Source organism: Calothrix sp. NIES-2098 (assembly GCF_963875125.1).
GTDB lineage: Bacteria > Cyanobacteriota > Cyanobacteriia > Cyanobacteriales > Nostocaceae > Aulosira.
This window is the reverse complement of the sequence record NZ_CAWNKJ010000001.1, coordinates 8,307,815-8,325,613: the sequence shown is the minus strand read 5'-3', so window position 1 is coordinate 8,325,613 and position 17,799 is coordinate 8,307,815. Positions and strand designations below refer to the sequence as shown.

Genomic DNA, 17,799 nt, shown 5'->3' with positions numbered 1-17,799 from the left:
TCAGTATAGGATGTTGACATTGTAATTTTTGATAGATTTAAAATATATATGACAATTCATCTAAACTACAATGGCAGCAGAAATAGAGCGCAAATTTTTGGTCAAAGAAGATAGCTGGAGAAAGCTAGCTGAGGGTAGCCGATTTGTTCAAGGATATATTTCTACAGCGAAAGAAGCTACTGTACGTGTTCGTATAGTAGGAAACCAAGGTTACTTAACAATTAAGGGAATCAGCGTCAAATATAGCAGGTCAGAGTTTGAGTACCCAATTCCGCTTGCAGATGCTCAAGAAATGCTTGATACTTTGTGCGATCGCCCTTTAATTGAGAAAGTTCGATATAGGATAGAATCTGGTGATTTGATTTGGGAAATTGATGAATTTGATGGTGTCAATAAAGGACTGATAATAGCAGAAGTAGAACTTAGCGACGAACAACAACAGATTGAACTACCAAGCTGGATAGGTGAGGAAGTTTCAGACAACCCCAAGTATTTCAACAGCAATTTAGTTAAACATCCCTTTTCTCAATGGTAATTCTGATTATTAATGCTCGAATAAATGTTTAATATAATGTACGATCGCCTCTGCGGTTAGTATATTAGTTGCGAGTAGAACTTGGTTAATATTGCAGCTTCTTAACAGCGCTTCTTCATTAGCTTGTCCAGGCTGAGGTACAAGAAAATCTCTGAGGAAAATTACTGCTAAAACTTCTCCTGAGTTTACCAAGGAATTAATTGTTTGATATCCTCCAGAAGTGGCTGCTGGAATTTGTTGACTAATAGTTATTCCTGCCTGTTGGCGTAAGGCTTCACTAATAGATGGCCAAGCCACAGTACTACATTTTGAGAAAAACTCTTGATGCTGAGTCACAAAATCAGCTAGTTCTGATTTTTTGGTTTCGTGAGCGATGAGAACTATATTTTTTTGCACGATATTTTGCTGTGGCTCGCTAACAGGTAATTCTTCGGTAATTTCATCAGTTTCTACTGTTTCTATTCCAAAAATTTCTTCAAGAGTTTGACTAATTGACTCAGGTGTTGAACTAGTTAATTCCGGCATGGTTTCATCTTCTAGTTCTTCAGTCATCGGGCTAGATATAACATCTATTTCTTCTGTTATTTCTACAGATTCGATATTCGTTGACGCTGAAGCTTTATCGACTGTTGAAGGTATAAAGCCAACAGCTTCTACAGTTTCTAAATCTATATTTTCTGCGATCGCGTCTTCCGTATTTGTGGAACTTACATTAACATCTTGATTGCTTAAACCTTCTAATTCTCCGATTTCGTTGATTTCTACAGGTGCTTCAATCGGCAAAGACAGTTCGCTCACATTTTCTGAAGTACTGATATCGACAACTGGATTGTTCACAGATGGCGACACTTCATGCTCTATTTCTGATGGTTCGCTAACTATGTCTTCATGGCTAAACTCTGGAGTAAAGCTATTGAAAAATTCTGGGGCTTCTACGGCTGCAATATCTACTTTGAAAGTATCTACAGCATCAGTGTTAATAGCCTCACTAATTTCGCTTGCTGCTTCCGATTGTTGGCTGACAATATCGCGTGGTTGCACATTAGTGAATTCTTGAAGAATTTCTGCCACATCTGCGGGTACTTCACTCGTTGTTTCTGGTGGCTGGCTAACAATATCCCGTGGTTGCACGTTCGTAAATTCTTGGAGAATTTCCGCATCCCAATCAATGTCTTGCTCATTAATCTCTGCGGGAACCTCACTCACCGCCGGAGATGGTTGGATAACTATCTTACGCGGTTGTACAATCGTAAATTCTTGCGGAATTTCCGCATCCCAATCAATATCTTCCTCGTTAATCTCAGAGGTAACTTCACTCTCCGCTTTTGCTTCGGGGGTAACTAAATCTTGGGGTTGTATGAAGGTCGCTGCTTCTACGGCTGGAGTTTCATTCACCGCTTCTGGTACAGGGCTAATTAAATCCTGAGGTTGTGCGAAGGTGACTTCTTCTGCAACTGGTGTCGCTGCATTTATATCTACATCATCGAGATCTGCGGGAACTTGATTCACCGCCTCTGGTATCGAACTAATTAAATCTTCGGGTTGTACAAAGGTAACTTCTTCTGCAACTGGTGTCGCTGCATTTATACCTACATCATCGAGATCTGGGGAAATTTTGCTAACTGGTTGAGGAGTTTCAATAATATTTTCTAGTATGTTAATTGATTCTTCTAATTCTGCAATTTCTAGTTCGCCTTGAGGTTGACTAAGTTCTTCAGCCGATTCCGAACTAATTTGCTCTGGTGCTTGATTAGTTACATTAATATTATTGACATCTTCATTAATCCGCCAACCAGAAAACAGTGCCGGATCTATAGTTCTAAATACTGTCTCTGGCAATTGTTCTGACAACGGAACCATATCTTCCACAGTCATCACATAATCGCCAATCCGGATTACGTCTTTGTCTTTCAATAAGAATGGTCGATTTTTTTCCGCTAATTTGCCATTAATTATTGAACCATTCCTACTACCAAGGTCGCAGAAATAGTAATTTCCGCTTTGCAGAAAGAATTTGCCGTGTACCCTACTTACATCAGGACTGTCTAATACCAAATCAGAATCAGGAGCACGACCAATAATGCATTCGCCTTTTGGTGTAGTTGCTACCGCTAAATCAAGTTCGTTAACTTCATTGAGTGTTGGTGAGTAGTTAACTTTAATTTTCATAATAATTTTTCATTAATTTTATTAATTTCTGTAACCCAGCGCTGACGGGTTTTATGTTCTAAATTTAAAATATCATTTTGTGACCAGTGGAAATGGTAAGCAATAAAAGCTACCTCCTCATATAAGGTATCAGAGGGGTAGCTTACGACTCCCCCGCTAGTTTTAACTCCACTGAATATTGAGTATTGCAATGGGGACATTGTGTGGGTATTTGTACATTTCCTTGCTGATTAATTCGATTATAAAATTCTCTCAGATAGGCAATATCGTGAAGGAGCAATCCTTCTAGTAAATCAGGACTGACAGAGTTTAAACTACCTAAGCGGGTAATAACACGTGCCAGCATTACCAAGACACTATAAGCAGGATTTTCTTGAACTTTGCGTTCTTGTTGTACCACAATTTCATCTTTAGCAGTAGCTAAACGCATCACACCGTGACGATGAACTCGGTTTTGACTATCAATCAATCCACGAGGAAGAATGAAGGTAAATTCAGTGTTGAGAGTATCTTGCTTGCGACCCATACCAATTTAGATTTTAGATTCTGAGGGGTTAATTGCTGAGATTCCCGACTTCTTGTAGAAGTCGGGAATCTCACCGTTGATCGTTGGTTTAAGAAGCTGAATTTTGCAAGACGTTGGCTGTATTTTCTGATTGGGGAATTGAACTTTCCAAGCCGTTGATTTGACGGTAAAAATCTTGGAGATAATTTAAATCTTGGGAGAAAAAATTTTCCACGATCGCAGGAGTGACTTCCGAGAGAGCACCCAAGCGAGTAATTACCCGTGACAAGATAATAATCGTAGCATAAGCTTCGTTAGCTTTGACTCGTGGGTCGCGCAATGGTGCAATTTCGTCTATCGCTGTCGATAACCGCATGACGCCTTTGCGGTGGAGATTACCTTCTGAGTCTAGATACCCTTTAGGCAATGTAAATTCAAACTCTGTCGGAAACATAATCCTCCTGATTACTTCACGCGCTTAAATTCCTCGAAAGCAATCTCCAGTTCTTCAATATGAAAATCAGTGCTGCGGGCGTTGAAATCAGCCATTTTATAACTAGCTGGCCAAGCACCTGCTAATTCAAATCTCGCTTCTTCTTTATTGGCTTGACTGTAAATAGACAAAGCCATGAGTTTTCGTTGCTTTGCCCATTTACCATTTTGCACTTCTTCAAACCACTTCCAAAAAACTATAGAGTTAGATATCGTACCTCTACGTAGAGTGATATTGCCACTTTTAACATTTCCAGGAAGCTTGGTTCTGACCACTAAACCTTTAGCTGCTGCTGCCCACTTATTAGGAGTGACTTCAGTAATTTCAATCGCATCTTGCGTTCTTTTAAAACCTTGACACTCTAAAAAGTAGCAATCGCTATTATCTTTTTGACCGTCTAACGTCAATCCTAAATAAAAGCGATGGGCTGTCAGAAATTCTGGGAGTTTTTCACCTGCTTGAACCACTTTTTTTCACAGTTAAAACTTAACTAACGCGTTCAACACCCTCATGCACTAATTCGATTGTTTCGTTTGCCATCTCACCACTAGAAGCTGTTAATGTCGGGCCTGTATATTTCACAGGGTAGCAATTAATAATATTCCAACGCGCCACTTCTTTGAGTTGCTGATTGTAAGCAACTACCGAAGCTGATTTACGATTTTGATCCCACTGACGAGGTTTTCCCATATCCTCGTTACACTTTTTGTACCATTGGTAAAGGTCTATATCAGCAGTGGCAATTACCTTAAGTGTAATATTCGTAAATTTGGTGACGGTAGGAGTTGCTTGTCGCCAAATTTTACCGCCTTTTGTAGAGCCATGTACTTCTTGTGCGGGCGTATTTTCTACACCTAAACCGCTAATTTCTTTAATAGATTTCTCTGTAATTCCGTCTGCTTCAAAATAAAACAGACAAGCAGCTAATAACTCAGGTTGACCAGGCATGACTAAACTCCTTATGAATTAATAATTAGTAAGTAGAAGGCAGTGGGCAGAAGGCACAAGGGAAGAAAGTTCTTGGTGATTCTTTATATCAAAACTCAAAAACACTCGCTCAAACTAGATTTATTAGTTTTGAATTTTGAATTGATATTATTCTTCATCTTCAATGCCATTCCATTGGCTAATGCGGAAGATGACAAACTCCGCTGGTCTGACTGGACAAACACCAACTTCGATATACAAACGTCCCAAAATTCTTGTTTCTGGTGGGTTTAATTCCTCATCGCATTTGACATAAAATGCTTGTTCAGGTGAAGCACCAAACAATGCACCTTCACGCCAAATTCGTTCTAAGAAATTACTCACAGTGCGCTTTACTCTTGCCCACAAATCTTCATCGTTGGGTTCAAAAACTACCCATTGAGTACCCAATTCAATTGATTTTTCAATATAACTAATCAACCGCCGCACGCTAATATAACGCCACTCAGTTTTATCTGGTTCAACCAGAGTTCTGGCACCCCAGATGCGGATACCGCGATTGGGAAAGGTGCGAATACAGTTAATTCCGAGGGGGTTTAAAAGTTCCTGTTCGCGGAAGTTGGTTTCATAAGCCAAACCAATTACTCCTCTGGGTACTTCGTTGGCTGGGGCTTTATAAACGCCTCTGGTTTCGTCGGTGCGCGCCCACACACCCATGACGTGACCGCAAGGAGGTATAAGAATTGGATTACCGCGATCGCGTGGATTGGGAACTTTGATCCAAGGATAATATAGAGCCGCAAACATCGAACGGCGGTTAAATCGATTCAACCACTCCACTACTTGTTGGGGCTTAGTATGTTCTGGTGGTGGGTCGATTAACACCATGCGATTGGGTGGATTGGGAATATCACCACTCGCAGAACCTTCACACATACTAATCATCAGTTCCATGATGCCGTGGATTTGATCCAAGTTCATCACTTGCGCTTGATAAGCCCGCATTAAATCGGGACAAGCTAGCATGGTGATTTCATCAATTTCAAAAATCCCTCTTACCCCTGTGCGATCGTCGCGTACCCCTTCAAAATCTTGGGAAAATCTATCGACTGTCTGAGCAACAATCGGTGGCGCTAGTTCATACTGGCCATTAGTCGGACGACGAGATAGAGGCTGTCCAGTTTGAGAAATATCTTCTACGTTGACGTACATCGAATTTCTCAAGGCTGTGACTGCGTAAGTTGCTACCTGGGCAGGAACTTCGCGGTTCATCGTTAAGTTCTCATATTGTTCGAGAATTTCATCTCCCCGGCGAATTTGCACTGTAAAGTATTCGCCTGTATTGGGTGGCGGTTCTCCTTCCGTACCTTCAGGTAAAGCACGAGGGCCGCTATCACTAATCAAAATATTAATCGCACCGCCTGCTGCTTGTTCGGGGCGCAAAGTAAACCGGATCGCTGGACGATTGCCGCGACCGCTAATCCTCAGGGTTGCGGGTTCTTGGCTGGGAGGCTTGGGTGCGCCTGGTAATTGCGTACCAATACTTGTTACCCAGCAGCGACCGCCACCATTCATAAAGTAGCCATAGACCGCAAAGGGTAAATAGGCGTTGAAATCGGTAAAGCCATCCGAGTTAGGACGGGCAAAATAGTTAAGATATTGCGTCCAATTGGTGATTAACATGGGCTTGAATAGTTCAGCCCCATCGCGAATATCTTCGGTAAAGCCGACAAACCCACCAACTGCGGTACTCACACCTTCTATCGGTCGGCTACCTCGATCTATTTCTTCGACATAGACACCAGGTGCAAAGTAATCAAGTCTAGCCATGAAATTCTCTCCAAGTCAGTTAAAAAGTTAATTATTCAGGAGTTAGTAAGATTTCTTTGAAGCTATAACTTTGGCTATCCACCAAGACATTGACATTCTGGGGTAAATAACCAGGACAATTTACTGTCAAAACATAATTACCTATACGAATGTCTTCAAAAAAGAACAGTCCTTCTTTATTGCTGGCTGCTGATTTTGTAGTTCTTTGCACAGTTACTTCTGCTTCAATTAAAGGCAGATTGGTGACTGCGCTTTTCACCATACCTGCGATCGCCACCCGCTTAGTCACAACTGTGCTGTTGCCATTTTCACTCAATTGATTTTGCAAACTGAAAATTCTCTCCCAAACCAGCGGTACGAGGGTAGATTGCGGTTCAACTGGGATCGTGGTTGTAACATACAAAGCCGAACGCAAAGGCACATTCAGCGCACTCCATAACGAACCAATCTCAATTGGCGGATCTATAGCAACTGTTAAAGACAAATTGCCGTAACCTCGCAACTCTGGAACCAAATACTCTTCTTGCAAAGAGCGATGGCGCAGCAGTACAGTTAAGGCTTCGCTGAGTAGATGATGTTCGCCTAAGGCTGTTCTATCCCAAGCTGTTAATAGCATTGAGACATCAAACCAACTAGGCGACCAACTCACAGCTTTTGGTTGCAACCCGCGTGAGGGTTTGCGTTCAACTTGCCTACCGGATTGTTGAAACTGCTTACTCTCACGAATGTCATAGATGTACAAATTGAGAGTTGGCCCTGCACCCTCTTCTCGACGATTACTGGGATGGCTAAAGTCAATTTGCTCTGTACTGGTGAGTGAGGTTCCTCCAGCTAGAATTTCTGCTAAAGTTTGAAGAACGAAGATAAGCATGAAAGTGTGGTGCTGGTAGCGAATCCAGATGTATCTAGACTATCTACACCCACCTGCTGAAGTTAATTAGACTTTTGTCGAGATTTTTTTGAGCGATCGCGTCAGAGATAGTATCTTAATTTTTGGCGATCGCGATCGTGAGTTAATTAAAATCAAGTCCTCTAAACCAAGTTCAGAACTTGACGTATAAAGCAACGCTGATGCAAGTAAGACAGAATAGATAATACCTTAGTCGTGTATTCTCTTCTTAATTACACGCCTTCTCTGTTCTGCTAACAATCATCTTTATTGTCAATTTATTAGCATAAATCAACCAGCAAAATAAATGTATGTAAACTACCATCCGCTAGTTTACTTCTTGCACAAAAGCACGTAAACTTATGTGAATACTGAAACACAGTTCGTCAGTGTGTAGCCCAGATATTTTTAATTATAAATATCATTTTTGGGTAATTATTAAGACCAAGTTATGAGATAATTAACATCTTTAATCTCATGCGTGTAATACTTACTGCTATTTTTACTGTTACGGCTTTTGCTTTACAGGAGTTTCGCTATGCGGCGAAAGCGGCTCCTAAGCAGACTAGCTCGATCGAACAGTCTTCTCAATTGACCGAAAATTTAGAAAGACAAGTTAATACAACCACAGTACCAAGCCCCAACCAGCCAGAACAGGTCGTTAATAAGATAGTTCCAAATTCTACCATTTCTAATAATATTTTTACACCTCATATCCAGGAGATTGCTGTTAGTTTATCACCTGGACAGGTAATGCGTTTACCATCTCATATATTACTCGATGACGACTTACCAGAAGAATCCAGCAAATATAATATTAAAGTTATTAGCTCAACTTCTAAACCCAGCCTCAAAGTTAATATTTTTTCTTGCCAACAACAAAATGATGCTTGCTTAATTGGCATAATTAATGCAGATTTTCTGTTTAATATAGATATAGAAACAGAGTTAAAGCCATATCATAAAATAGCTAAATCTGTTATTTTATCTCATAACATTCAAGGATATTTATTAGAATCGACAGGAAAAAATACTTCATCTAGTTTCTCTCATTTGATCTGGCAACAGGATAATCAAATTTATAAAGTCAGTTTTAGAACAAAATCTCAGCAAGAACTGTTAGCAATAGTTAATTCAATGGTTGAGGCTACACCGATTAGTAGCACAAATAGCTTAAATGAAACCATTGCACAACCGGGTAAGCTACAAGCGCAAATTGAAGACTCGCCAAAGAGTAGTTTAGTGATTCCTAGCCGTCGTCCTGTATTAACTACAGCTGAACAGTTGCGCCAAGGAGAGATTTTAACCACCATTAGACAACGCCGCTTTTTCACCCCTGGAGGCGATCGCGGTGACGGACTGACCGATCAACCTACTATTGGATTTAGTTGGGGTGTCACCGATAATCTAGAACTAACTTTTGATGCACAGACAGTTGATAATTCTGGCCCGATTACTCAAGGTATTTTTAATGCTCAACGAGTTAATCGAGATTTAGTTACTAACAGAAATGCAGGGACAAATTTCTTTCAAGAGTTAACTTTACAGGCTAAACAGCGACTTTGGCAAAATGAAAACGCTACACAAGCCTTAGGCGGTGTAATTGCTGTTTCTATAGGATATGGCGGTCGTCCTTTTCAGTTTTTGAATGCTAATGATGAGGTTGTCGCTTCAGGAAAAAATCAACAAACAGTTTTTTCTCTAGAACTGCCATATACCATTACACCTGATGAAAATTGGCAATTTACTTTATCGCCTAAGGTAGCTTTTTTACCTGAAGATAATGCTTTATATTTAACCAAACCTCCTTTACCAAATTCTGGCTCTTTTGGTACTACATTTGGTCTGGCAGGAGGTGTAAGTTATAAACTAAATTCACGTTTAATATTATGGGGTGATGCCTTTGTACCCTTTACAGGTAATAACACAATTAACCGCGATACAGGCTTACCTAGTCGCACCATTGCCTACAATGCGGGTTTGAGGTATGTCGTTAATCCTCGATTGTCTACAGATTTATTTGTTTCTAATACTTTAGGCAATACAGGCCCTTTGTCTATAGTGGCAGATAAAGAGTACACTGCCATAGGCTTTGGTGTAAATGTGTTACCAGGTATCACTAGCGCCAACCGTCGCTACCCAGCACATTTTGGTTCAACTCAGCAACCACCTCCAACTACATACGCTGGATTTAGTTCTTTAGATGGGGGTACAGTTCCTCAAAATCAATTATTACTAAGTTTACAAGGCGGAGGACAGGGTATATTATCTAGCATTCGCTACGGGATACTAGATGATTTAGAAATTGGTGCTTTTCTAGATTATGTACCAGGTACTATAGATGAGTCTTTATTAGGATTTAGCGGTAAGATTCGCTATTTGCATCAAGCTGATGGCGACCCATTTACATTTAGTATTGCCGGAACGATCGCAAGGGCAAATAATCCTTTTGTAAACTTTACAGAAAATAATCGCAATCGCTTTCAAGAACTAGGATTGCGAAAAGCGGGATTTGCTTTTAGTAATGAAAAATATGAACAAGGAGAATTATTTGTCATTACTCTCTCAACTCCCATACATTACCAATTTGCTGGCGGAAGTGCGACTTGGCTAACTCCGATTTTAGGTTTTGTACAACGTAGGGGATTAGAAATTGCGGGATTTAATGTCGGCGGATCGGTTCCTTTGGCTAAAAATTTGCAGGCGATCGCAGAGTTAGGCTTTGATTTAGCAGGTAAAGGTAACGGTTTTAATGGCGATCGGCGCGAGACAATTATTCCTTGGACTGTAGGTTTGCGTTGGCATCCTGGCTTGTTGTCAGGGCTGCAATTAGAAGCATACCTCACCAATCGACTTGGTTCTAGCCCTTTTGATAGCTTAAGAGTCAAAGCTGACAATGAAACGGCAGTAGGTGTTGGGTTACTGTTACCTATTCAATTTTAGGCGCATGGGGGAGCCAGTGCGTTGCGGAGGACACTGCGTTGGGCGGCTCTGCCGACTTGAAGCAAGTGTCCGTTGGGGTTCCCCACGTTGTAGCAACTGGCGTCATTGGGCATTGGTCATTTGTCTCCCTTGCCTCCCTTGTCCCCTTTCTTCTCACACTCCCCACACTCCCCACACTTCGCCTGTGTCATCATGTTAGGAAACTATTACCAATTTACTTGGTAGATTTGCGGCGATCTTGGTAGGATTTTACCAACCTCAATTTTTGAAAAAATGCGCGATCGCACTTTGGCTATGAACAGAAGACGAATTCTCGCTTTGATTGGTACAGCAATTGCTAGCCTAGTATTGACAATTAGCTTACCAACATTGGCACCCTCGCCAGTAGTCGCACAGTCTAATACCAACCTTCTGGTGTCTGCTGCTGCTAGCTTGAAAGATGCATTAGAAGAAATTAAGCTTCTGTACCAACAAAGTCAGCCAAACGTCAATATTAGTTACAACTTTGGGGCTTCTGGCGCTTTACAGCAACAAATTGAGCAAGGCGCACCCGCAGACATATTTGTTTCTGCGGGTAAAAAGCAGGTTGATGCTTTAGAACAAAAAGGACTTCTGCTTGCAGGTACTCGTACAATTCTGGCAAAAAACCGCCTAGTCTTAGTTGTACCCAAGAGTAGTGTAGGTGTAACTAGCTTCTACAATCTCAAAGACTCTAAAATTAAAAAAATTGCGATCGGCGAACCGAGAAGCGTACCCGCAGGACAATATGGCGAACAAGTGCTTCAGAAGTTGAAACTTTTACCCCAAGTCAAATCGAAATTAGTTTACGCTAACAATGTGCGCCAAGTTTTAGCTGCTGTAGAAAGTGGCAACGCTGATGCAGGTTTAGTTTATATTACAGATGCCAAAATCTCTGACAAAGTAAAAGTCGTAGTCGCTGCTGACGAAAAATATCATTCTGCGATCGTTTATCCCCTAGCCGTACTCAAAGGTAGTAAAAATGCTGCTGCGGCTAAAGATTTTGCTCAGTATTTAACTAGTACTCAGGCCAAGGGTGTACTTCAGAAATTTGGTTTTATTCTGCCTTAACGTCCAAAAATTTACCCCCTCTTGGAAGTAAAGAGGGGGTAAAAGTGAGGTTAAGCCGGATAAATCCTTAAGCGGCGATTTGGTTCTTCACCAAAACTATGGGACTTGAGCCGATAATGTTCTACCAACTCATGTTGCATTTTGCGGACTTGGGGAGAACGGGGCAATAACTCCACTGGTTGTCCTTTAGGAATAACTATCTGTTCTACTGCCAGCCTAGCTTCTTCTAGGGCATCCATTTCGTCATCGCTACCACTGTGTAAAAACAGTTGCAGTTCTCGGTCATCTGCGATTTCTGGGTCGTCAATGTTCAGCAAGCGCCGCAAGCCACGGGTAATTTGCGGAATCGTGCTGGATTTAATCATGTGAATGGGTACATGACGGGCTTTGGCCATTTGCCTTAATTTGGCATGGTTTTTGACGTGCGATCGCAGTGCCAAAATTGCATCAGCACTATCGATATCTTTTGTCAATACCACTGGCAAAGATAGCACGCTGATTACCTGTTCTAGTTGATGGCGGCTAACACCATAGGGGTAAACGTGCAGTGGTAACTCTTCGCCATTTGGGCCTGGATGTTTGCTAGCACTAAAATCAATGGTTTCTGCGTAATTAAAAGACTCATCTAGCAAGCGGTCAAATTCACTACGCCCAGTAACTCTTTCCCTCTCTACAGAAGGCGGTGGTAAGGCTACCATTTGTCCAGATGAACGCCAACCATTAGCCTGTCGAGATCCAGAAAAAGATTCCTCCCCGGCTGCTTGATGTCCGCTACCGCGACCGTTAACTACCGAGAGTTGGCGGGTAATAGAAACCTTGCCATGTTCGTCAACAGTTCTAGTTTGCGGGCTTGGCTGGCGTCCCCTCAGCAGAGTATCTACCGTGTCAGCAACACTTTCGTGTACTACCCAGCGTTGGCGTTCTAACATTTCCACAGCAATCTCAAAGGTAGGAGGAGCTTTGCGTTCCAAAACAGTCTTTTGACTGCCTCGGCGTCTGGCTTCGTCATCTCCTAAAGTCACCGCTTGGATACCCCCCACCAAATCAGACAGCGTGGGGTTTTTAATTAGGTTTTCTATCTGGTTTCCGTGCGCAGTACCTACTAGCTGCACGCCTCGTTCCGCAATGGTACGAGCTGCCAAAGCCTCCAGTTCTGTGCCAATTTCATCAATCACGATGACTTCTGGCATATGATTTTCTACTGCTTCAATCATCACTTGATGCTGAAGCTCTGGATGAGCTACTTGCATTCGTCTGGCGCGACCAATAGCGGGGTGGGCAACATCTCCATCCCCAGCAATTTCATTGGAGGTGTCGATAATTACTACCCGTTTATTGAGTTCATCAGCTAAAACACGAGCAATTTCCCGTAAGGCAGTAGTTTTACCGACTCCTGGCCGCCCCAGCATCAGAATCGATTTACCAGTTTCTACCAAATCGCGAATCATGCCAATGGTGCCGAATACCGCCCGACCGACCCGACAAGTCAGACCAATTATCTTACCGGTGCGGTTGCGGATGGCGCTGATCCGGTGCAAAGTTTGCTCAATTCCTGCCCGATTATCTCCGCCAAAGGTTCCGACTCGCTGAATGCAATCATCTATCTGTTCTTGAGTTACGGGCTGTTCGCTCAGATACTCAGCTTGATTAGGAAAGCGAGCCTCTGGGCGACGACCCAGATCCAAGACTACTTCAACTAAACTGTCTCGTTTAGGATGATCTTCTAATACTTGCCGTAAGTCTTGGGGCAAAATGTCTAACAACTTTTGGAGATCGTCTGTAATCGTCATGCTTTCTATGGTGACGTTTTTAGAGATAACGAACGAGCGATTAGCGCTCCTGTTGTGACTTGAGCTGGGAAACGAGAGAATGGGCAAGCTCTACAGCCTGCCAGAGCAATACATCGTCTTCTTCCAGGCGGATAGTCGCCTTAACATTGGTGTTACTCACCTCCTTATTTTCTAACTGTTCAAGAATCGGTGACAGCAGTACGCGGGCGTAGCTACCGTAGGCCACCCCTGAGATGGAGGCAGAGGGGCAGGGGGCAGGGGGCAAGGGAGAAAGCTCTTCTTGTCTGCTCTCTTGCTCCCCTGCTTCCTTCAGCAATCCCATCGCCTTTAACTTGGCAACGGTGTAGCTATTGGTGCCGCCTGCTAACTGCACATATCCCGGTAACTTAGCTGCCAAAACTTTTTGTCCTAATTTCACCGCTGCTAAAGTTGTGCCGTCGCCTATATCACCACTCATCGGACGGCCATCGGTCTGCCAAATTAAGGCATTAGGACGCGGGTGGATCGAGTCATAGAGTGCATAAAGGTAATCAATCATCCCTTCGCCATCGGGACAGCTAATCGCTACTAATTTTAATCGATCGACCCACGGTGAAATTGCTTGCCATAGTCGCTGAAATTCCGCAAACCGCCCAATTTGTGTATGAATTTCTACAGCATCTACTCCTGTTGACATTACTAATGGTGCGATCGCTCCTGGCGTTGACATATATGAGCTTGTATAAATTATATCATAGGGGCAAACTGGTATGCAACGACCGCAGCCGTAGCACTTTTGTGATACTACACCTGAGTAGTTATCTTTTATACCATTAAACACAATTGCTTGTGCCGGACAAATTTTCTCACAGGGACGAGGGCAGTCTTTTGGGCACTCAGTCGCATTAAACTCTGCTTTGCGAAAATGGGGGTCTTCTCCATCATTGAGGCTGACCATCAAAAATGGTAAGTTTCCTTTATAGCCAAAGCCTCGCTCCTGAGCTTCCTTAGCTAGATTCCTGGCTACTTGCAACGCTGCTTGCGCTGCTGCAATCACTGCGGGATCGGCAGCCACATCTATACAGTCAGCGCCCGCCAAAGTGTAGGCTAATGTTAAACTTCTGACCGCAGGCAGATGTTGGAAACTGGCTCCACAGATGAGCTTGAACCAGTGACCTTCCTTGAGGGATTGTAAAGGGGTAAACAGATCAGTCACTCTTCTATTATGCTTTTATGGGACTGAAAAATGTAGTCTCTTATAGAGAAAAAGTCCGGATTTCCTCATTTCTACTTCTGAGGGATTTTACCCAGCCATTGCAGATTCGGCTGTCAACCCTTGCAAGAAATAGATTTCACTGTTTCTTCAGTATGATGTGTGCCCTTTGGCTTTGATGACGAAATATAAACAAAAAGTATCAATAATACAATATCAAAGCACTCGATCGCAGCGAGTATCAGCGCTACTGAGTGTATTCCCATTCAATGCGTTTAAGCATATTAAGGTATATTTAAGTGTATTCAGGTTGATATACAGGAATTTCCAACACAAACTTAGCTCCTTGTCCTGGGGATGAGGAACAACCAATCTGTCCTTGATGCTTTTGCACGATAATTTGATAGCTAATGGACAATCCTAGCCCGCTGCCTTTGCCTACGGGTTTTGTGGTAAAGAATGGATCGAATAAACGCGATCGCAACGATTCTTCTATACCAGGGCCATTATCTGCGATCGCAATCTTGACTGTATTCGCCGCTGTCACCTCTGTATGAATGTTAATTTGCGGATTTGCTGTTGATACTGTCAAGTTAAAATCATGCTCATCTTGCTGTTTCTCAGTTGTTTTCCAATTCCTCGCCCAGCTATCTAAAGCATCAATCGCATTAGTCAACAAATGCATAAATACTTGGTTTAATTCACTGACGTAACAAGTAACTAAGGGTAAATTTCCGTAATCTTTAACTATCGCAATAGCCGGACGTGACAAAGTTTCCCGCAGTCGATGTTCTAACATCAGCAAAGTGCTATCGATGCCTTCATGGATATTAACTTGCTTCATGACAGCTTCGTCGTGTCTGGAGAAGTTTTGTAGTGCCAGTACAATGTCTGTGATGCGTTCTGCACCTCTATGCATAGCACCCATGAGAGTTTGCAGATCCTGAGTGACAAAATTTAAATCTATATCTTTGACTATTTTTTCAATCTTCGGAGTAGGTTGGGGATATTCTTGTTGATATGCAGCAATAATATTGACTAAATCTTGGATATACTGACCAGCATATTGGAGATTGCCATAGATAAAACTGATCGGGTTATTTACTTCATGGGCAATCCCAGCTACTAATTGCCCTAAGGCTACCATCTTTTCGTTTTGAATTTGTTGAACTTGAGCAGCTTTTAAACTCTCAAGAGCCTCTTCTAATAAAAGATTTTTTTCTTGCAGTTTAATTTGGAACAATCGTAAATTAATTTGATTTTCAATTCGCAAGATAACTTCTGCACCATGAAAAGGTTTAGTAATATAATCAGCACCTCCTACATCAAAAGCTTTGACTTTATCTAGAACATCATCTAAGGCACTTATAAAAATCACAGGCACATCAGCAGTAATTTTGTCGTTTTTAAGTTGCTGACAAACTTGATATCCATCCATCTCTGGCATATTAATATCAAGTAAAATCACATCAGGTAAAACCATACGGCAGGCAGTAAGTGCCAGTTTTCCATTTAAAGCTTTGCGCACTTCATAGCCTTGTGCTGTTAACATTGCTGATAGCAGACGCAAGTTATTTGGTGTATCATCAACCACCAAAATATTGCCTTTATGATTGTTGTTACTATTTAAAGTCATTGGGAAAGAAACTATAACTGGAGAATAAACAACCACGTCCAAAAGGCACATGGTTTTTGGGCATTGCTAACCCTTCTCCATGCCCTATACTGCAAATGGTAAAGCGGCTGTTCTCCTCACTCATGAATGAATGAAGTATCTCGCCGCTGCCAATCAAAGATAAAAAGAGGAAATACATATTTTGACAAATTGTTAAGCCTGTCTTCTCAATTAAGAAGACTTTTTAGCAGCAGGATTTGGTGATTTTACTCCAGCCCAAACAGTAAGTGGCTGTCCAACCTGTTTATAAAGCAAACTCTCAAGAATTAAACCGTTATTATTAGCAGTTAAGGCTTGATTAGGCTGCTTCAAAGACTCATAAAAGCCGTTATACCATCCCTTATCTGACTTGAGATTTGTGAGTACAAAATTAAATAATTGGCGAGTATAAGCAGTGTTATAAAGTACATGCCAGCCGATAGCGACTTTAGTACTGAGGAACCGCAAATTATTGTATTTTGTGTGAGTATCGGTAATTGTCGCCCAAGCTTCACCATTAACAAACAAGCTGTTGTAAACAAAGTAGGGAGGACGATCTAAGCTATCTTGGGTAACAGCTGTTAATTGTTTCGTGGTGAGATAGCGAGCTTCTTGAGCAGCTAAAATGCGATCTGCATAAGCTTTAGGTAAAACTTGAAATCCAGTTTCAATGCCATCAAGAATATAAGGTTCGCTGAGAACGTAGTTATTTGCTCCGGAGTTTTCATAGTTTCGTTGGTCGTAAGGTACACCTTTGCCGTAGAGATTAGCAAAGGCCACATGGGATTGATAATTTAATGCCTGCTTAACATTCAATCCCCACATTTTTAGACCATAAGCAGCATAATTCTCATAACCTAAGCGTCCTTCTTGATGATACTGCTCTTTACCTTTGGTCAAGGTAGTACCATACATTTGTCCGTTGTTTGTCAGACGTTGAACTTGCCAATGCTGCCAGACAGCTTCTATTTTCGATTGCAAGTGTGGATATTTTGCTTCGACAATCTTGAGCCAGATCGCCATTCGTCCTAAATCAATAGCTGACCAGCCAATTTCTGCTTTTGTTTCTAATTGATCGTGATTTATAGGTATTAAAGTTTGAGAATTGTAGACTTTATTAGGCAGTTCCCCCTTATACAAAGGCATAGATGCTAGAGTCTGCAACATTCGACTCATCTTAGCTTCAAATTCTAATGCAGATAGAATTTTGAGTTCTCTAGCACTGACCAAAGCAGCGCAAGCAGCTGCTTGATCCCACATTGTTACAGAAGTAAATCCATCAACCGAGTTTACCAAGCCAGTGGTATCGTTCCAGTTACGCTGGAAGTATAACCAAGCCTGTTGAGCGATCGCATTTTCTTCTGGTGTTAACGAGCCAACTCCAGGTGCAATATAAGCAGTTTTACTGACGATCGCCTGACTAGGAGTAATCGGCGTACCAGGTAAAACCAACGATTGAGCGTCAAGTTTGGCAATTGCGTCTACGGCATTACCAGAGGTATCAGAGTGAGATGTTGAAATTTCCGTTTTTAGCACAGTACCAGTACTATAAAGCAGCTTAGACTAATAATTGAAACTAGCGATAGCGATTATAGCTGTAACTACCCCTTCTACGAAAGCTAGTATAGACTAAGCTTTTAGACGGTGAGTGAATTTCATGATGTCGTTTTGTATATAAGCTTTACGTATTAATTATTACTTTTTGTTAAAATAAGAAATTTCTCTACTATCGCAAGAGAAATGAATACACAGTAGCACTTAAAACTTTAACTGTAACTACCCG

The 17,799-nt window shown here is 41.8% G+C and carries 15 protein-coding genes; 3 read left to right on the top strand and 12 right to left on the bottom strand.

The genetic code is table 11. The annotated features are described in order from the left end of the window. The first annotated feature begins 70 nt into the window (after window positions 1-70). The gene (locus AACU33_RS35010) at window positions 71-535 is read left to right on the top strand and encodes a CYTH domain-containing protein (RefSeq protein WP_096594838.1); all 465 of its coding nucleotides are present in this window, start codon (window positions 71-73) and stop codon (window positions 533-535) included. A gap of 9 nt (window positions 536-544) precedes the next feature. On the opposite strand, the gene AACU33_RS35005 is transcribed toward AACU33_RS35010, so the two are convergent. From AACU33_RS35005 to AACU33_RS34970, 8 genes are all read right to left on the bottom strand, one after another. Beyond that, window positions 545-2,704: an FHA domain-containing protein gene (locus tag AACU33_RS35005; RefSeq protein ID WP_096594837.1), complete on the bottom strand. Its 2,160-nt coding sequence runs from the start codon at window positions 2,702-2,704 to the stop codon at window positions 545-547. Next, a complete protein-coding gene (locus AACU33_RS35000) occupies window positions 2,701-2,904 on the bottom strand; it encodes a DUF6760 family protein (protein ID WP_096594836.1) in 204 nt (67 codons plus the stop codon). The genes AACU33_RS35005 and AACU33_RS35000 overlap by 4 nt, the downstream gene beginning before the upstream one ends. After that, complete coding sequence (locus AACU33_RS34995) at window positions 2,847-3,230, bottom strand: hypothetical protein (RefSeq protein WP_096594835.1); 384 nt, start codon at window positions 3,228-3,230, stop codon at window positions 2,847-2,849. Before AACU33_RS34995 ends, AACU33_RS35000 begins: the two co-directional genes overlap by 58 nt. An 88-nt stretch (window positions 3,231-3,318) precedes the next feature. Next, on the bottom strand, window positions 3,319-3,663 hold the full coding sequence (locus AACU33_RS34990) for a hypothetical protein (protein ID WP_096594834.1): 345 nt from the start codon (window positions 3,661-3,663) through the stop codon (window positions 3,319-3,321). Window positions 3,664-3,674: 11 nt separating this feature from the next. After that, window positions 3,675-4,169 carry a phage tail protein gene (locus AACU33_RS34985; protein WP_096594833.1) on the bottom strand — a complete coding sequence of 165 codons (495 nt, stop codon included), beginning with the start codon at window positions 4,167-4,169 and terminating at the stop codon, window positions 3,675-3,677. 19 nt (window positions 4,170-4,188) lie between these two features. Continuing rightward, window positions 4,189-4,650 carry a phage tail protein gene (locus AACU33_RS34980; RefSeq protein WP_096594832.1) on the bottom strand — a complete coding sequence of 154 codons (462 nt, stop codon included), beginning with the start codon at window positions 4,648-4,650 and terminating at the stop codon, window positions 4,189-4,191. A gap of 147 nt (window positions 4,651-4,797) precedes the next feature. After that, complete coding sequence (locus AACU33_RS34975) at window positions 4,798-6,459, bottom strand: phage tail sheath family protein (protein ID WP_096594831.1); 1,662 nt, start codon at window positions 6,457-6,459, stop codon at window positions 4,798-4,800. Between the two features lie 31 nt (window positions 6,460-6,490). Next, window positions 6,491-7,330 (bottom strand): Pvc16 family protein, encoded by an 840-nt coding sequence (locus tag AACU33_RS34970; RefSeq protein ID WP_096594830.1) that lies wholly within the window; start codon window positions 7,328-7,330, stop codon window positions 6,491-6,493. A gap of 495 nt (window positions 7,331-7,825) precedes the next feature. Between AACU33_RS34970 and AACU33_RS34965 the strand changes: the two genes are divergently transcribed. Continuing rightward, complete coding sequence (locus tag AACU33_RS34965) at window positions 7,826-10,291, top strand: hypothetical protein (protein WP_096594829.1); 2,466 nt, start codon at window positions 7,826-7,828, stop codon at window positions 10,289-10,291. 294 nt (window positions 10,292-10,585) lie between these two features. Beyond that, window positions 10,586-11,380, top strand: a complete 795-nt coding sequence (gene modA, locus AACU33_RS34960; protein ID WP_096595492.1) for a molybdate ABC transporter substrate-binding protein — start codon at window positions 10,586-10,588, stop codon at window positions 11,378-11,380. Between the two features lie 50 nt (window positions 11,381-11,430). Here modA and AACU33_RS34955 read toward each other — a convergent pair whose 3' ends face one another. The 4 genes from AACU33_RS34955 to AACU33_RS34940 form a co-directional block, all read right to left on the bottom strand. Continuing rightward, window positions 11,431-13,170 carry a R3H domain-containing nucleic acid-binding protein gene (locus AACU33_RS34955; protein WP_096594828.1) on the bottom strand — a complete coding sequence of 580 codons (1,740 nt, stop codon included), beginning with the start codon at window positions 13,168-13,170 and terminating at the stop codon, window positions 11,431-11,433. 40 nt (window positions 13,171-13,210) lie between these two features. Then, on the bottom strand, window positions 13,211-14,365 hold the full coding sequence (gene ldpA, locus AACU33_RS34950) for a circadian clock protein LdpA (protein ID WP_096594827.1): 1,155 nt from the start codon (window positions 14,363-14,365) through the stop codon (window positions 13,211-13,213). A 292-nt stretch (window positions 14,366-14,657) separates the two neighbouring features. Then, window positions 14,658-15,998 carry a hybrid sensor histidine kinase/response regulator gene (locus tag AACU33_RS34945; protein WP_096595491.1) on the bottom strand — a complete coding sequence of 447 codons (1,341 nt, stop codon included), beginning with the start codon at window positions 15,996-15,998 and terminating at the stop codon, window positions 14,658-14,660. Window positions 15,999-16,208: 210 nt separating this feature from the next. Continuing rightward, on the bottom strand, window positions 16,209-17,552 hold the full coding sequence (locus tag AACU33_RS34940) for a DUF3131 domain-containing protein (protein WP_096594826.1): 1,344 nt from the start codon (window positions 17,550-17,552) through the stop codon (window positions 16,209-16,211). Window positions 17,553-17,799: the final 247 nt, after the last annotated feature.

Excerpts from the sequence above, each read along its gene's own strand:
- AACU33_RS35010 (WP_096594838.1), top strand. The coding sequence starts at position 71 with ATGGCAGCAGAAATAGAGCGCAAATTTTTGGTCAAAGAAGATAGCTGG.
- AACU33_RS35005 (WP_096594837.1), bottom strand. The coding sequence starts at position 2,704 with ATGAAAATTAAAGTTAACTACTCACCAACACTCAATGAAGTTAACGAA.
- AACU33_RS35000 (WP_096594836.1), bottom strand. The coding sequence starts at position 2,904 with ATGTCCCCATTGCAATACTCAATATTCAGTGGAGTTAAAACTAGCGGG.
- AACU33_RS34995 (WP_096594835.1), bottom strand. The coding sequence starts at position 3,230 with ATGGGTCGCAAGCAAGATACTCTCAACACTGAATTTACCTTCATTCTT.
- AACU33_RS34990 (WP_096594834.1), bottom strand. The coding sequence starts at position 3,663 with ATGTTTCCGACAGAGTTTGAATTTACATTGCCTAAAGGGTATCTAGAC.
- AACU33_RS34980 (WP_096594832.1), bottom strand. The coding sequence starts at position 4,650 with ATGCCTGGTCAACCTGAGTTATTAGCTGCTTGTCTGTTTTATTTTGAA.
- AACU33_RS34975 (WP_096594831.1), bottom strand. The coding sequence starts at position 6,459 with ATGGCTAGACTTGATTACTTTGCACCTGGTGTCTATGTCGAAGAAATA.
- AACU33_RS34970 (WP_096594830.1), bottom strand. The coding sequence starts at position 7,330 with ATGCTTATCTTCGTTCTTCAAACTTTAGCAGAAATTCTAGCTGGAGGA.
- AACU33_RS34965 (WP_096594829.1), top strand. The coding sequence starts at position 7,826 with ATGCGTGTAATACTTACTGCTATTTTTACTGTTACGGCTTTTGCTTTA.
- modA (WP_096595492.1), top strand. The coding sequence starts at position 10,586 with ATGAACAGAAGACGAATTCTCGCTTTGATTGGTACAGCAATTGCTAGC.
- AACU33_RS34955 (WP_096594828.1), bottom strand. The coding sequence starts at position 13,170 with ATGACGATTACAGACGATCTCCAAAAGTTGTTAGACATTTTGCCCCAA.
- AACU33_RS34945 (WP_096595491.1), bottom strand. The coding sequence starts at position 15,998 with ATGACTTTAAATAGTAACAACAATCATAAAGGCAATATTTTGGTGGTT.